General features: G+C 66.1%; 11 protein-coding genes. 5 read left to right on the top strand and 6 right to left on the bottom strand.

The genetic code is table 11. The features are described 5' to 3' along the window. The first annotated feature begins 88 nt into the window (after positions 1-88). Positions 89-3,490 (top strand): pyruvate carboxylase, encoded by a 3,402-nt coding sequence (locus tag IAQ70_RS08940; protein WP_190988953.1) that lies wholly within the window; start codon positions 89-91, stop codon positions 3,488-3,490. Positions 3,491-3,570: 80 nt separating this feature from the next. Here IAQ70_RS08940 and IAQ70_RS08935 read toward each other — a convergent pair whose 3' ends face one another. Then, positions 3,571-5,376, bottom strand: coding sequence for an AMP-dependent synthetase/ligase (locus IAQ70_RS08935; RefSeq protein WP_190988952.1), 1,806 nt, complete (start codon positions 5,374-5,376; stop codon positions 3,571-3,573). 178 nt (positions 5,377-5,554) lie between these two features. On the opposite strand from IAQ70_RS08935, the gene IAQ70_RS08930 reads away from it, so the two are divergent. Continuing rightward, complete coding sequence (locus IAQ70_RS08930; protein ID WP_223859589.1) at positions 5,555-6,643, top strand: ROK family glucokinase; 1,089 nt, start codon at positions 5,555-5,557, stop codon at positions 6,641-6,643. A gap of 83 nt (positions 6,644-6,726) precedes the next feature. On the opposite strand, the gene IAQ70_RS08925 is transcribed toward IAQ70_RS08930, so the two are convergent. Genes IAQ70_RS08925 through IAQ70_RS08915 form a run of 3 tightly spaced genes read right to left on the bottom strand, consistent with a single transcriptional unit; the run spans position 6,727 to position 9,060 of the window. Continuing rightward, on the bottom strand, positions 6,727-7,425 hold the full coding sequence (locus IAQ70_RS08925) for a hypothetical protein (protein ID WP_190988951.1): 699 nt from the start codon (positions 7,423-7,425) through the stop codon (positions 6,727-6,729). Continuing rightward, on the bottom strand, positions 7,418-8,212 hold the full coding sequence (locus IAQ70_RS08920) for an alpha/beta hydrolase (RefSeq protein WP_190988950.1): 795 nt from the start codon (positions 8,210-8,212) through the stop codon (positions 7,418-7,420). The genes IAQ70_RS08925 and IAQ70_RS08920 overlap by 8 nt, the downstream gene beginning before the upstream one ends. After that, the gene (locus IAQ70_RS08915; RefSeq protein WP_190988949.1) at positions 8,209-9,060 is read right to left on the bottom strand and encodes an alpha/beta hydrolase; all 852 of its coding nucleotides are present in this window, start codon (positions 9,058-9,060) and stop codon (positions 8,209-8,211) included. The genes IAQ70_RS08920 and IAQ70_RS08915 overlap by 4 nt, the downstream gene beginning before the upstream one ends. 111 nt (positions 9,061-9,171) lie before the next feature. Between IAQ70_RS08915 and IAQ70_RS08910 the strand changes: the two genes are divergently transcribed. Together IAQ70_RS08910 and IAQ70_RS08905 are read left to right on the top strand one after the other, a co-directional pair. After that, a complete protein-coding gene (locus tag IAQ70_RS08910) occupies positions 9,172-9,954 on the top strand; it encodes a lysophospholipid acyltransferase family protein (protein WP_190988948.1) in 783 nt (260 codons plus the stop codon). 65 nt (positions 9,955-10,019) lie between these two features. After that, positions 10,020-11,411, top strand: a complete 1,392-nt coding sequence (locus tag IAQ70_RS08905; protein ID WP_190988947.1) for a class II 3-deoxy-7-phosphoheptulonate synthase — start codon at positions 10,020-10,022, stop codon at positions 11,409-11,411. Positions 11,412-11,457: 46 nt separating this feature from the next. Here IAQ70_RS08905 and pknB read toward each other — a convergent pair whose 3' ends face one another. Next, on the bottom strand, positions 11,458-13,548 hold the full coding sequence (gene pknB, locus IAQ70_RS08900; protein WP_190988946.1) for a Stk1 family PASTA domain-containing Ser/Thr kinase: 2,091 nt from the start codon (positions 13,546-13,548) through the stop codon (positions 11,458-11,460). A 115-nt stretch (positions 13,549-13,663) separates the two neighbouring features. Beyond that, the gene (locus IAQ70_RS08895; protein ID WP_190988945.1) at positions 13,664-15,043 is read right to left on the bottom strand and encodes a lytic transglycosylase domain-containing protein; all 1,380 of its coding nucleotides are present in this window, start codon (positions 15,041-15,043) and stop codon (positions 13,664-13,666) included. 240 nt (positions 15,044-15,283) lie between these two features. Between IAQ70_RS08895 and IAQ70_RS08890 the strand changes: the two genes are divergently transcribed. Beyond that, the gene (locus IAQ70_RS08890) at positions 15,284-15,637 is read left to right on the top strand and encodes an Rv2175c family DNA-binding protein (protein WP_190988944.1); all 354 of its coding nucleotides are present in this window, start codon (positions 15,284-15,286) and stop codon (positions 15,635-15,637) included. Positions 15,638-15,683 lie beyond the last annotated feature (46 nt).

Genomic DNA, 15,683 nt, shown 5'->3' with positions numbered 1-15,683 from the left:
ACTGTGGCCACAATGATTTGTGTTTGTCCGCACAGGTCTTAGACACTGTCACCACCTACCGATACACCCGCGATGATGCAGGAGAAGCATGTTTTCCAAGATTCTGGTGGCCAACCGCGGCGAAATCGCGATCAGGGCCTTTCGCGCCGGCTACGAGCTGGGCGCCAAGACCGTTGCCGTCTTTCCCAACGAGGACCGCAACTCGATCCACCGCCAGAAGGCCGATGAGGCATATCTGATCGGCGAAGAGGGGCACCCCGTCCGGGCCTACCTTGACGTTGCCGAGGTTGTGCGGGTGGCCAAGGAATCCGGGGCGGACGCCATCTACCCCGGCTACGGCTTCCTCTCTGAAAACCCCGACCTGGCCCGCGCCGCCAAGGAAGCGGGCATCACCTTCGTGGGCCCGCCGGCCGAGGTGCTGGAGCTGGCCGGTAACAAGGTGGCGGCCCTGAAGGCCGCACGTGAAGCAGGCGTACCGGTCCTGCAGTCGAGCGAACCGTCCAAGGACGTGGACGAACTGATCGCGGCTGCCGACGAGATAGGCTTCCCCATCTTCGCCAAGGCCGTGGCCGGCGGTGGCGGGCGCGGCATGCGCCGCGTGGACACCCGCGAGGCCCTGCCGGAAGCACTGCAGGCGGCCATGCGCGAGGCGGATGCGGCGTTCGGGGACCCCACGATGTTCCTGGAGCAGGCAGTCCTCCGCCCCCGCCACATTGAGGTGCAGATCCTGGCGGACGCCGAGGGAAACGTCATGCACCTGTTCGAGCGTGACTGCTCCATTCAGCGCCGTCACCAGAAGGTTATTGAGATCGCGCCCGCGCCCAACCTGGACGAAGGGATCCGCCAGGCGCTTTACCGCGACGCCGTGAAGTTCGCTAAGGCCCTGAACTACGTCAACGCCGGAACCGTCGAGTTCCTGGTGGACACAGTCGGCGAACGCGCAGGCCAGCACGTCTTCATCGAAATGAACCCCCGCATCCAGGTGGAGCACACCGTCACCGAGGAAGTGACCGACGTCGACCTGGTACAGGCGCAGCTCCGGATCGCGTCCGGGGAAACCCTCGCCGACCTGGGCCTGTCCCAGGAGACGGTCAAGCTCCGGGGCGCGGCGCTGCAGTGCCGCATCACCACCGAGGACCCTGCCAACGGCTTCCGTCCCGATGTCGGAAAGATCACCGGTTACCGTTCCGCGGGCGGCGCCGGTGTAAGGCTCGACGGCGGCACCGTTTACTCGGGTGCCGAGATCAGCCCCCACTTCGACTCCATGCTGGTGAAACTGAGCTGCCGGGGCCGCGATTACCCGGCTGCCGTTGCCCGTGCCCGCCGTGCTCTCGCCGAATTCCGCATCCGCGGCGTATCCACCAACATCCCGTTCCTGCAGGCCGTGCTGGACGATCCTGACTTCATTGCCGGCGATGTGGCCACCAACTTCATTGACGAGCGTCCCCAGCTCCTGAAGGCCCGCGTCTCTGCTGACCGCGGCACCAAGCTGCTCACCTGGCTGGCCGAAGTGACCGTCAACAAGCCCAACGGCGAGCTCACCGTGCATTCGGATCCGGCGGCGAAGCTGCCTGCCGTGGGCGATCTGCAGCCGGCGCCGGGTTCCCGCCAGCGTCTCCAGGAGCTCGGCCCGGAGGGATTCGCGAAGGCGCTGCGGGAGCAGACGGCCGTCGCGGTAACCGACACCACGTTCCGCGACGCCCACCAGTCGCTCCTTGCCACCCGGGTACGGACCCGCGACCTCGTGGCGGCAGGCCCGGCAGTGACAGCATTGCTGCCTGAACTCCTGTCCGTCGAAGCCTGGGGCGGCGCCACCTACGACGTAGCACTGCGCTTCCTGGGCGAGGACCCTTGGGACCGCCTGGCGGCCCTCCGGAAGGCACTGCCCAACGTCTGCCTGCAGATGCTGCTGCGGGGCCGGAACACCGTTGGCTACACGCCGTACCCGGAAGAGGTGACCGAGGCTTTTGTCAACGAAGCCGCGGCCACCGGCATCGACATTTTCCGCATCTTTGACGCGCTCAATGACGTGAACCAGATGGCCCCCGCCATCCGCGCCGTCCGGGCCACCGGAACGGCAGTGGCCGAGGTGGCCCTGTGCTACACCGGCGACCTGCTGAATCCGGACGAGAAGCTCTACACCCTGGATTACTACCTGGAACTCGCGCAGCGGATTGTGGACGCCGGCGCCCACATCCTGGCCATCAAGGACATGGCGGGCCTGCTCCGGCCGGCAGCGGCTGCCAAGCTGGTGGCCGCCCTGCGCGAGCGTTTCGACCTTCCGGTCCACCTCCACACCCACGACACCGCAGGCGGCCAGCTGGCAACCCTGCTGGCGGCAGTTGACGCCGGCGTGGATGCCGTGGACGTTGCGTCGGCGTCGCTGGCCGGCACCACCAGCCAGGTCTCGGCCTCCGCCCTCGTGGCGGCCCTGGCCCACACCCCGCGGGACACTGGCCTGGACCTGGACGCAGTCAGCTCACTGGAGCCGTACTGGGAGGCCGTACGCCGCGTCTATGCACCGTTCGAGTCGGGCCTGCCGGGCCCCACCGGCCGGGTCTACAAGCACGAGATCCCGGGCGGCCAGCTGTCCAACCTGCGGCAGCAGGCCATGGCGCTGGGCCTGGGGGAGCGCTTCGAGGCGATCGAGGACATGTACACCGCGGCGGACCGTATCCTGGGCCGCCTGGTGAAGGTCACACCGTCCTCGAAGGTGGTGGGCGATCTCGCCCTGCACCTCGTGGGACTTAACGCCGATCCCGCGGACTTCAACGAGAACCCGCAGAATTACGACATCCCCGACTCCGTTATCGGGTTCCTGTCCGGCGAACTCGGCGACCCGCCCGGAGGCTGGCCGGAACCGTTCCGCACCAAGGCACTCCAGGGCCGCAGCATCAAGGTCCGCGATGTTGACCTCAGCCCCGAGGACAGCGCCGCGCTCAAGGGTGATTCCAAGACCCGGCAGAGCACCCTGAACCGGCTGCTCTTCGACGGTCCCACCAAGGACTACCTCAAGAGCGTGGAAACCTACGGCAACATCTCCGTGCTCGACACCCGCGATTACCTCTACGGTCTGCAGCGCGGAGCCGAGCACGAGATCCAGCTCGAAAAGGGCGTCCGGCTGATCGCCTCGCTGGAGGCCGTCTCGGAGCCGGACGAAAAGGGCATGCGCACAGTGATGTGCACGCTGAACGGGCAGTCCCGACCCGTCGTCGTCCGGGACCGTTCCGTGGTCAGCAACGTCAAGGCCGCCGAGAAGGCGGACCCTGCCCAGCAGGGCCAGGTCGCCGCGCCGTTCGCCGGCGCGGTCACGGTGACCGTCAAGGCCGGCGATACGGTCAAGGCCGGTGACACCGTGGCCACCATCGAAGCGATGAAGATGGAAGCATCCATCACGACGCCGGTGGGCGGCAAGGTCTCGCGCCTCGCCATTTCAGCGGTGGAGCAGGTCCAGGGCGGGGATCTCCTCCTGGTGGTGGAGCAGGCCTGACCAGGCCCGATCCAAAAAGGGAAGGACGTTCAGGCTTTCGCCGGAACGTCCTTCCCTTTTGTTTGGCGGCGGACCTTCGCTTAGTCGCGCGGGGCGCCGTACATTTCCTCGATGACTGTCTCGAAGTCCTTCATCACCTGGGCGCGCTTCACTTTCATGGACGGGGTCAGGTGGCCGGACGCTTCCGTGAAGTCCGACGCGACAATCCGGAAGGACTTGATGGCTTCGGCCTGGGACACCGAGCTGTTGGCCTGCGTAATGAGATCCTGCACTGCTGCCCTGACCACGGGATTCTCCACTACCTCGTCAAGGCTGGTGGACTGGGGCAGCCCATGGCGCTGCAGCCAGCCGGGGAGTGCTTCCTGGTCGAGGGTGACCAGGGCGCCGATGAAGGGCCTGTTGTCACCGACAACCAGGACCTGCGAGACCAAGGCGTCAGCGCGGATCTGATCTTCCAGAAGGGCCGGGATGACGTTTTTGCCGCCGGCAGTGACGATGATTTCCTTCTTCCGGCCGGTGATCCACAAAAAGCCGTCCTCATCGAGGCGTCCGATGTCACCGGTGCGCAGCCAGCCGTCGGCGAACGTTTCCGATGTCAGGCCGTCAAGGTTGTAGTAGCCCCGCATGACGCAGACGCCCTTGGCAAGGATTTCGCCGTCGTCGGCAATTTTGACCGAGTTACCCGGCAGGGGTTTGCCCACCGACCCGATCTTGATGAGGGCCGGGGTGTTCACCGAAATGGGGGCGGTCGTCTCAGTCAGGCCGTAACCCTCCAGGATCTGCAGGCCGATGCCCTGGAAGAAGTGGCCAAGCCGTTCGCCGAGCGGTCCGCCGCCGGACACTGCATGGGCCACATTCCCGCCCATGGCAGCGCGCAGCTTTCCGTACACCAGTTTGTCGAACAGGGTGTGCTTGAGTTTGAGCCCCAGGCCCACGTGTCCGGCCTGCCGGGCCTTCGAGAACGCAATGGCGGTCTCGGTGGCCTTGTGGAAGATGGCGCCCTTCCCGCCGTCCTCCGCCTTGGTCAGTGCCGAGTTGTAGACCTTCTCGAACACGCGGGGGACAGCCAGGATGAAGGTGGGCTGGTAGCTCTGCAGGTCAGCGAGAAGGTTCTTGATGTCGGGAGTGTGTGCCACGGTGGCGCCGGCGGCAACGGCCAGCACCGAGATGAAGCGCGCGAAAACGTGGGCCAGCGGCAGGAACATAATGGTTTTGGCCTGCTCATTGACGACGTCGCCGAGGATCGCCAGCGCGTTGTCGGAAAGCTCCACGAAGTTGCCGTGGGTAAGCTCGCAGCCCTTGGGCCGGCCGGTGGTGCCGGAGGTATAGATCACCGTGGCGACGTCACTGAGCTTGGCAGACGTCCGGCGTTCCTCGAGGTCGGCATCGCTGACATCACGCCCCGCCTCACGAACGGCGTCCAGCCCGCCGTCGAGCTGCCAGACGTGCTGCAGGGCAGTGAGTCCCTCAGAATTGGCGGCCTGCCGGATCACGTCCTCGTGGTGGGCGGACTCGCCGAAGGCGGCGACGGCGCCCGAGTCGCCAAGGTTCCAGGCGACCTGCGACGGCGACGACGTCTCGTAGATGGGCACCGAGACCGCCCCGGCGAACCAGACGGCGAAGTCAACAAGCGCCCATTCGTAGCGGGTGCGGGACATGATGCCCACCCGGTCACCGGCGGCCACCCCACTTGCCATCAGACCCTTTGCAAGCGCGGAGACGTCCGCCAGAAAGTCCTTTGCGGAGACGTCCTGCCAGGCTCCTGCGGAATCGAGCCGCGAAAACAATGCCGGGTTGCTGGGCTTGGCGGCCTGCCGCAGCACCAGATCGGTGATGTTGGTTTCCGGTGGGACAACAACCAGTGGCGGAACACTGAATTCGCGCACTATAGCTCCTTTGATATCCATGGACCCGCGCAGGGTGTCCCTAAAGACTAATACGCCCGCAACGTGGTCGTGCAGTCCTAAACCTACTGGCCAGTAACATCGGAGTCAAAGGGTGCGGGGAAGGCGCGGTGCCGGCCTGCCGGAACCCGGTCCGGCGGCGCGCCTAGAATAAGTCACTATGTACGCAGCGTCCCCCCCTGAGCAGAACAGTCCGCCCGGCCGGCCGGTGCCTTGGCGGCGGCGCCGGCCTGCCCAGGTGCAGCCCTCGCGGGGAAAACAGTTCCGTGAACACCTGCGGCTCGGGCGCAAGGGGCTCGCGATCGGCATCGACATCGGCGGCACCAAAGTGGCCGCCGGAGTGGTGGACGCCGACGGCCGGATTCTCAGCGAGGCGCGGCGATCCACGCCCGGCAGCGATCCGCGGGCCGTGGAGCAGGTCATCGTGGAGCTCGTGGACGAGCTGAGCGCCGGTCACCGGATCCGGTCGGTGGGTATCGGGGCGGCCGGCTGGATGGATCTGGACGGCGGAACCGTGCTTTTCAGCCCGCACCTTGCCTGGCGCAATGAGCCTTTGCGGGCCAGCCTCCAGCGCCTGCTGCGCAGGCCCGTCCTGTTGACGAACGACGCCGATGCGGCAGCGTGGGCGGAATGGCGCTTTGGTGCCGGGCAGGGTGAGGACCGGATGGTGTGCATCACCCTCGGCACGGGCATCGGCGGCGCCATGGTGATGGCCGGCCGGGTGGAGCGGGGCCGGTTTGGTGTCGCCGGTGAATTTGGCCACCAGATCATCATGCCGGGCGGACACCGTTGTGAATGCGGCAACCGGGGCTGTTGGGAACAATATGCCTCGGGCAATGCGCTGGGGCGCGAAGCGAGGATCCTGGCCGCCGCCAACTCGCCGGTGGCCCAGGAACTGCTGGCCGCGGTGGGAGGAAAGCCGGACCGGATCACCGGCGCGATAGTTACCGAACTTGCTCTGGCCGGGGACGCCGCCTGCCGCGAACTCCTCGAAGAAGTGGGCGAGTGGCTTGGCCTGGGACTGGCCAATCTCGCCGCCGCGCTGGACCCGGGTCTCTTTGTGATCGGCGGCGGGCTCTGCTCAGCAGGGGACCTGCTGGTGGAACCGGCGCGCAAAGCCTTCGCCAGGAATCTGACGGGCCGCGGCTTCCGGCCCGCCGCCGGCATCGAACTGGCAGCGCTGGGACCCAGCGCAGGGCTCATCGGAGCAGCGGATCTGTCCCGCGTAAGCAGCCGCACACGCGGCTGAGCCGCGAAGCTGCCGCTGCACGAAACGCTCGGACCACACCGCTGGGTCGATACCCCTGGTCCGGCACCGCTGAGACGGACCGCTCAGACGCGGGCGCCGTCGTCGTTGTCGTCTTTTTCCTGGGGCAGCTTCATGATCAGGTAGACCACGGCCAGGACGAACGCCGACACCATCCCCACTATTGCCAGCAGCGGAGCAGACCGCCAGAACATGGCTGACAGCAGCAGGGCAATCGGCCCGCCCACTGCGCCAAGCCAGGCAAGCATGGTCAGCGGGTCCGTCCCGGACAGGCTTGGCGGTTCCTCCGGGACGAAGTCGCCGCCGTGGTCCTCCACCACATAGTCCCGTGGGCCGTCAGGGCTGCCTTGGAGGTCCGGTCCATCCTGCCCGGCGCCGGCACTCTCGCCGGACCGTGATTGACCGGTGCCGCCGCTTCGGGCTGCGGCCGAACGCTCGGCCGCGGACAACTCCGTGGGAGCCCGGCCGGCAAGGCCCAGGGGATCAAAGTCGCGGAAAGTCGCAGGCCGTCCAGGCGTGTCGGCTGGTGCCAAGGACGGGCCGGGACTTGGGGTGCCGGGTCCTTCAGCATCCGGACTGACCGGATCGACCGGACTGACCGGATCGACCGGAGCGTTCGGCGCAGTCGTGTCGTCCGGGGTACCGCCGTCCGCCGCGCGGCTGTCCTCGGAGGTCGTGTCCTCCAGCCGGGCAACAAGATCGAGCCAGACAGCATCGTCCTGGTTCGCACTCTGGTCCGGCGAGCCGGAATCGGGCCTAGTCACGGGCAGCGCCCTCCTTTGGCTCGCCGGCTGAAGCCCCGGCCAGTACAGTCCGGATGAAGTCCACGGACCCGCCGAAGATTTCCTGGGCGTCGTTATCCAGTGTTGCCACGTGGTAGCTGTTCTCGAGGGTGCTCAACGTCAGGGGAGCGTTGACCAGGCCGCGGCGCAGGGCCACGATGCTCGAGTCTGAGACCACATGGTCCACCGTGGAGCGGAACACCCGGACCGGAGCGGTAACACGGGGGAGCAGCCGGATGGTGTCCTTGAACATTTTGTTCAGTTCATGCGCCGCAGCCACCGGTGTCCGTGGATAGGCCCCCTCGTCCATCCCGGGTTTCAGGATGTCATTCGCGATCGCAGGAGTGCTCTTCAGGACAAGCTTCAGGATGCCGGCCAGCGGGGCGCGGGGATCATCGATGACCAGCCCGGGGTTTACCAGGATCACGCCGGTCACCGGCCTGGTGGCGGCGATCCTCAGCGCAAGTGCTCCGCCCATGCTCAGCCCGGCCGCGAAGACATGGTCGCACTGGGCGTCGAGCTCGAGGAAAGCGTCGTCAAGGGCGGAATGCCACTGCGTCCAGCGGGTCCGGGCCAGCTCCTGCCAGCTGGTGCCGTGGCCCGGCAGCAAGGGCATGCGAACGGCGAAGCCGGCGTCGGCGAATGACTGGGCCCAGGTGCGGAGCCCGTGCGGGCTGCCCGTGAACCCGTGCGAGAGAACCACCCCGACCCGGGCTCCGTCACCGGCGGCCGGGCTGCTGAAGGGGCTGTGGTCCGGAAGGCCGGTCATGAAGTCTCCGAGGTGGGTTGGGCGCCGTTAGCCGTGCGGGCCGGCTCTGGCGAACCGCCGGAGTGGTCTCTGGCCGGTTGGTCGCTGGCTGAATGGTCGAGGAAGAACTGGCTGGAACGGGTGAAAATCTCCGGAGCGTCAAGGTCGAGGGTGGCTACGTGGCCGCTGTGGTGGAGGTCAACCACCTCCACCAGCCGCGGGCCCAGCCGGCGCCGCAGGGTCGAGAGCGAGGTGGGCGGCACCACGGCGTCGGTCCTGGACTTGAAGACCTGCACCGGCGCGTTGATCCGGTGCAGTCCGCGGACCGTTGCGCCGAAGAGCTTCTTGAGCTCATGCACGGCTGCCAGCGGCGTGCGCGAGTAGTCGCCGTCGTCGGTTACTGCCGCGGTCGGCTGTTCCTCCTGGATGGGCAGCGTGGTCCGCTGGAAATACTTGAGGACCCCGATGACGCGGACGCGGCGGTCGTAGAAGCTAAGCCCCGGGTTCACCACCGAAACCCCTGCCACGGGATGCCGGGAAGCCGTCAGCAGTGCGATCGCGCCGCCCATGGACAAGCCGGCCACAAAACAGTGGTCCGTGCGGGCGTTCAGTTCCTGGTAGGCAGCCTCGAAGGATCCGTACCATTCCCGCCAGCCGGAACGTGCAAGCTGCCTCCAGTCAGTCCCGTGGCCCGGGAGGAGGGGAACCGACACGGCAAATCCCTGGGCGGCGAGCTCTTCAGCCCAGGGCATGACGCTGAGCGGGCTGCCCGTGAAGCCATGGCAGATGGCGATCCCGGTCCTGGCGTTAGGTCCGTGGCCGGGGTAGCTGAAAGCGGCAGGCCGGGGCGGTGTGCTGCTTTCTGTCATGACTCCATCGTGTCACTCTTCGGGACAAATCTCACTAGAGTAGGGTTGCATTGAAGTGCCGGCCTGACCCAACGGAGGGCCGGCCGGCAGGCTTCCGGAGAGGTTCGACACGTGTTTTATTGGGTCATGAAAAGGATCTTCCTGGGGCCGGTGCTGCGGCTTCTTTTCCGGCCCTGGGTCAAGGGCCTGGACAACGTTCCGGCGGAGGGCGCGGCCATCATCGCGTCGAACCACCTGTCTTTTTCCGACTCCATTTTTATGCCCCTGATGGTTCCGAGGCCTGTCGTTTTCCTTGCAAAGTCCGAGTACTTCACGGGCACCGGTGTCAAAGGCCGGCTGACGGCAATGTTTTTCAGGCTCACCAACCAGTTGCCCATGGACAGGTCCGGCGGGGCAGCATCCGCGGTTTCACTGAATGCCGGCATGGATGTCCTTACCAGCGGCGGCCTGCTGGGGATCTATCCCGAGGGGACCCGCAGCCCGGATGCGCGCCTGTACCGCGGCAAAGTGGGCGTGGCCAGGCTCGCCCTGCAGGCTGGCGTGCCGGTGATTCCGGTGGCGATGATCGGGACGGACAAGGTCCAGCCCATCGGCAAGCGCCTGCCCAATATCCGGCGGATCGGCATGATTTTTGGGGCGCCGCTGGATTTCAGCCAGTACGCGGACCAGGCCGATGACCGGCTGGTGCAGCGCAAAGTCACGGACGAGATCATGTTCGAACTGATGCGGCTCTCCGGCCAGGAATATGTGGACGAATACGCGGCCGTCGTGAAGCTCCGGCTTGCCGGCGCCGAAACCGCCGGCCCGGAGGGCGAGGACCCGGCCGCCGGTCCGGAGGGCAAGGACCCGGCCGCCGGCCCGGAGGGCAAGGACCCGGCCGCCGGGGCACTGTGACGCCGCTCCCGGGACGCGTGACGGCCGGGTGTTCTGAAGAGTCCGGCGCGCATTAGTCTTAGATAGTGACTGAGCTATCTGCAAAACCTGCCTTTTCGCTGTCCGGTACCGCCCAGAGCGGAGCAGCCAATTATCCTGGCCTTGATGACTGGCGGGATCTTCCGATTTCCCAGCAGCCGAGCTGGCAGGACAAGGACGTTTTCGACGCCTCGGTCCGCGAACTCTCCATGCTCCCGCCGCTGGTTTTCGCCGGCGAAGTAGACGTCCTGCGTGAGCGGCTGGCGGCTGCGGCCCAAGGTAAGGCGTTCCTGCTCCAGGGCGGCGACTGTGCCGAAACGTTCGAAGCCGCCACAGCGGACAAGATCAGCGCCCGCGTCAAGACCATCCTCCAGATGGCAGTGGTGCTCACCTACGGGGCGGCGATGCCCGTCATCAAGATGGGCCGGATGGCCGGGCAGTTCGCCAAGCCCCGCTCCTCCAATGACGAGACCCGCGACGGCGTGACCCTGCCGGCGTACCGCGGCGACATCGTCAACGGGTACGAGTTCACTCCTGAATCCCGTGGCCACGACGCTGCCAGGATGCTCAGGGCGTACCACACCTCGGCCTCCACGCTGAACCTCATCAGGGCCTTCACCCAGGGCGGGTTCGCCGACCTGCGCTCGGTGCACCAGTGGAACAAGGGCTTCACGGAGAACCCCGCCCACGCACGCTACGAGTCCCTGGCCCGTGACATCGACCGCGCCATCAAGTTCATGGCCTCCTGCGGCGCCGACTTCGAAGCGCTCAAGCGGGTGGAATTCTTCGCGAGCCACGAGGCCCTGCTGCTGGACTACGAGCGGGCACTGACGCGCATCGACTCCCGCACTGGTTTCCCTTACGACACCTCCGCGCACTTCCTGTGGATCGGGGAGCGCACCCGCGAGCTCGACCACGCGCACATCGATTTCCTCTCCCGCGTCCGCAACCCCATTGGCGTGAAGCTCGGCCCGTCCACAACCGGGGACGACGCCCTGCGCCTCATCGACAAGCTGGACCCGGAACGCGAACCCGGCCGCCTGACCTTCATCACGCGCATGGGTGCGGGAAACATCCGCGAGAAGCTTCCCGCCGTCGTCGAGAAGGTCACCGCTTCCGGTGCCCAGGTCCTCTGGGTCACGGATCCGATGCACGGCAACACCGTCACGTCGCCCAACGGCTACAAGACGCGCAATTTCGACGACGTCATTGACGAAGTGCGCGGCTTCTTCGAAGTGCACCACGCGCTGGGCACCGTTCCCGGCGGCCTGCACGTGGAGATGACCGGCGACGACGTCGCGGAGTGCCTCGGCGGTGCAGATCCTGTGGACCAGGAATCCTTCCTGGACAAGTACGAGTCGGTCTGCGATCCCCGCCTGAACCACATGCAATCCCTCGAGATGGCCTTCCTTGTGGCCGGAGCACTGGCCAAGCACTGAACGTTTTCGGGGGAGCGCTGCGAGTGGTGTGACCGGCAGCCGCCGGTTACACCACCGTGAGGGTGATGACGGAACCCTCGGGGACCTCCTCGTCCACGGGGTCCTGATCCCGCACCGTGCCGAAGAAACCGCCCAGGATGTTGTTGACCTCGACCTTGAAGCCCAGGGCTTCCAGTCCCTTGCGGGCTTCCGAGGCCTGCTTGCCGACGAAGCTGGGAACCTTGATCATTTTGGGGCCCTTGGAGATGGTCAGCGTGACGGTGCCGCCCTTGGTTAGGGTGCCGCTGGCCGGGGACTGGCTGACCACTGACCCTTCGGGGATTTTGCGGTCGAAAACTTCCTCGGACGCGACGTCGGCCTTCAGCCCGGCAGCTTCGATGGCGTCGACGGCGTCGTTCTCTTCCTTGCCCACAACTGACGGCACGGGAATTGGCTGCGGGCCTTTGGATACCACAAGGTTCACCGGGGTGCCGTGCCGAGCGGGGCTTCCGGCGGCCGGATCCTGGGCGAGCACCACACCGGCGGCCACCGCTTCGTCAAACTTTTCCGTGACATTGCCCAGCGCCATCTCAGCCTGGTTCAGTGCAACCTTCGCCTGGTCCAGTGTTCCGCCCGCCAGCTTCGGCAGCTCGTACAGCTGCGGCCCCTTGGAGACAAACAGCGCCACCGGCTGGAACTTTCTGATCTGGGTCCCCGCTGCGGGTTCGGAGCCCACCACCAGTCCCGAGGGAACGTCGTCGTCGAACACGTCGTTGGTCCGGGACTGAAAGCCCGCCTGGCTCAACAACTGCTGCGCCTGGGCCACCGACTTGTTGGCGACGGCAGGAATAGTGGCGGATGCGCCCGGCCCCATGCCGAAGAACCAGCCGGCCCCGGTGGCAAGCAAGGCGATGATGATGAGGGCCACTACCCAGAGGATGCCCCGGCGGCGAGGGTTTCCCTCCCGCAGGCTCCTGACCGGAGTTGCCGCTGCCCGGGACCTTGCCTTCTCATCCTCCCGGTCAACCTTGCGCTGGGCGCGTTTGCTGAGCGGGAAGGACGCCGGGGCGCCAGACTGGCTCCGAACGTCCTGCCCGTACTGCATGGGCCGCGGGTCTGAGGGGTACAGGTCACCCGGCGGGTACAGTGCATGGGGCGGCTGTGCGGCCTGTGGCGGACGCGACGGCTGCTGTGGCTGCGGCCGGCCGAGGGAGGAGGACAACACGGCGGTGGGATTGTTGGTCCGCGAGATGATCTCGGTGGGGTTGGGCTGCCCGGCCGGGACGGCGGCAGGAGGCCGGAGGTCCAGCTCGGAATTCGTGAGGTTGGTCCGGATATGCCGCAACTCCTGGAGGAGCGCATGGCCATCCACCGGCCGGTTCTCGGGATCGTTGGCGGTGCACCACTGGACGAGTTCATCCATTTCGGCGGCGAGCCCCGGCACCAGGGCCGACGGCGGCCCAACGGTTTCGTTGACGTGCTGATAGGCCACCTGGATGGGGACCTCGCCGTCGTACGGCTGCTGCCCGGTGAGCATCTCGTAGAGCATGATGCCCACCGAGTAGATGTCGCTGCGGGCGTCGGCAGTTTTCCCCAGGACAAGCTCGGGGGAGAGGTAGCCCACGGTGCCGATCAGGGCTCCCGTGCTGGTTGTCGTCGTGACGGCGCGGGCCAACCCGAAGTCGCCGATCTTGATGCGGCCGTCGTCGGCGATAAGGACGTTTTCCGGCTTGACATCGCGATGGATCAGACCGGCCGCATGGGCCTCGCCCAGGCCCTCCACCACGGGATCGATGAGGGCAAGTGCCAGCCGCGGAGGCAGCGCACCCTTGGACCTGATGACGTCGCGCAGGGTGTGGCCCTTGATGTACTCCATCACCAGATAGGCCGTCACGCCGTCGTTGCCCTGGTCCAGCACTCCCACAACGTGCGGGTGGGAAAGTTTCGCGGCGGCTTTCGCCTCCCTACCGAGCCGGTCCAGGAAGGTCTCATCGGTGGCGAGGTGCGGATGGAGGACTTTGAGCGCAACATCCCGTTCCAGCCGGAGATCCGTGGCGAGATAGACGGTGGACATGCCTCCGCGCGCGAGTTTGGAACGGACGGCGTAGCGGTTATCCACCAGCGTTCCAACGAGACGGTCAGACACTTGTTCCTGCACCTTACGATCCTAATCCCGCAACGAAAAGGGTCCGAACCGACGTGCGGTCCGGACCCTTATCGTTATCCGCGGTGCCTGTTTCGACAAGCCCCCGGCGCGTTGCGAAGTCGGCCGGTTAGCCGAAGTTCTTCTGGTGTGCCTTGATGGCACCCACGTACGCCTTCGTGTCGTCGTACAGGCCGTACTTGCTGACTGAGTACTGGCCCTGGTAATATCCGGCAATTGCCGTGTCCAAGTCCTTGCTGGTGGCGATCAGCCGCTTGATGATGGCCACGCCGGCAGTCGCGTTGTCGTAGGGATCCAGCAGGTTCAGCTTCCGCCCTACGAGGTCCGACGCCCACTCGCCGGAGGTGGGGATCACCTGCATGGTGCCGATGGCGTTGGCGGGCGACACCGCACGCTGGTTGAAGCCTGATTCCTGGTACGCGAAGGCGAGGGCCAGGGACGGCTCCACCCCCATCGAACGCGCAGTGTCAGCCACGATGGTGCGCATCTCATCCCGGGACGGCACCGGTGCGGCGTTCAGCAATGCCTTGTTCTGGTTGGCGGAGCTGACCACGGCCTCAGGGTAGGTGAAGCCCAGGAAGGAACTCGGCACCAGTGGGGTCACGGTGGCTGCCGGGGTGGACGACGCCGGCTGGATGGAGCCGCCGGGGATGACCAGTTTGTTGCCCGGGTAGATCACGGTGGTCATGCTCAGCTGGTTGGCTGCCAGGACGTCGGAGAGCTTCACACCGTGCTTCGAGGCGATCGCGGACAGGGTGTCGCCGGCCTTGATGGTGTAGGAACCACCCGGAGCGGCGGCCGGTGCAGGGGCTGCCGGAGCAGCGGCCGGGGCTGCCGGTGCAGCAGCGGGCTGGGGCGCGGGGGCTGCCGCCGCTGCTGCCTCGCCGGATCCAACCCTGATCTTCTGGCCCGGGTAGATGATGGAGCGCATATTCAAGCCGTTCCAGCTGAAGATCTCAGACAGGCCGACGTTGTGCCGGGAGGCGATGGCGCTGAGCGTGTCCCCGGCCTTTACGGTGTAGCTGCCGGCGGAGCTGGCCGGCGCCGACGGGGCGGCTGCCGGGGCGGGGGCCGGAGCCGACCCAGAGAGCTTGATCTTCTGGCCGGGGTAAATGATGGTGTTCGGCTGAAGGTTGTTCAGGGTCAGGACCTCGCCGGTGTTCAGGCCGAACTTCCCGGCGATGGCGCTGATGGTGTCGCCGCGGGCGATCGTGTATTCGGCAGGGGCAGAGGGTTGTGCCGGCATAAACGCCGCCGGAATACTGGAGGAAACTGAGGCGGCCGGGATGAGGGCTGCTTTGACTTCCGCTGCCTGTGCTTTCATGGCGGCCGCAAGCGTTGCCGGGATGGACCGGGCGGGCGCCTCTGCCGCAGCTGGCTGGGCGAGGGCCAAGGACGACAAGACAACCGCAGGAAGTGCCGCTGTGGTGGCAGCAATCATGGGCAGACTCGGCCGGGGTGCCTGCTTTGGCGAGCGGGACGTCGTCATGAAAGGAATCCTCTTCTTTAACTGCCGGGGGACGGGTGATGCGTGTGACTATTGATACTAGTGTTACTTAAGTTGTTACTGTTACAAATGTGATCTATGTGAATCTCTCATGAATTTGGCCATAGCACAAGAAGTTGACAGCGCCCCGTATCTGCCATTCTGCGGAGTGTCGATTCATTCGTCGGAATGCGCGGTAAAGCTGACTAGGCGGCAGGGCTCCGGCCGTGGCAATCTTGATCCGTGAGTAACGTAGAAAGCCTTGTGGGCGAGTGGCTGCCCCTGCCTGATGTCGCGCAGTTGTTGGATGTTTCGATTACGAAAGTCCACAGCCTTATTGATGAACGTGCCCTGGCGGCCCTCCGCGTGGGTGAACGCCGGATTCGGTCAGTCCCGGCCGCGTTCATCCAGGACGGCCAGGTTGTCGACAGCCTGCGGGGAACCATCGTCGTCCTGGCGGATGCCGGCTACTCCGACGAGGACCTCATTGTTTGGCTGTTCACCGCTGACGATTCCCTGCGCGGCCGGCCAATTGATGCCCTGAGGGAAGGTCGAAAAACCGAAATCAGGCGCAGGGCGCAGACTCTCGCCTGGTAGCGCTGCTGGATCCTGGTACAACTGGACCCTGGCGACGCCGGTGTCC

It is taken from the genome of Pseudarthrobacter sulfonivorans (assembly GCF_014712225.1).
GTDB classification, from domain to species: Bacteria; Actinomycetota; Actinomycetes; order Actinomycetales; family Micrococcaceae; genus Arthrobacter; species Arthrobacter sulfonivorans.
This window is presented reverse-complemented; position numbering and strand designations above follow the sequence as displayed.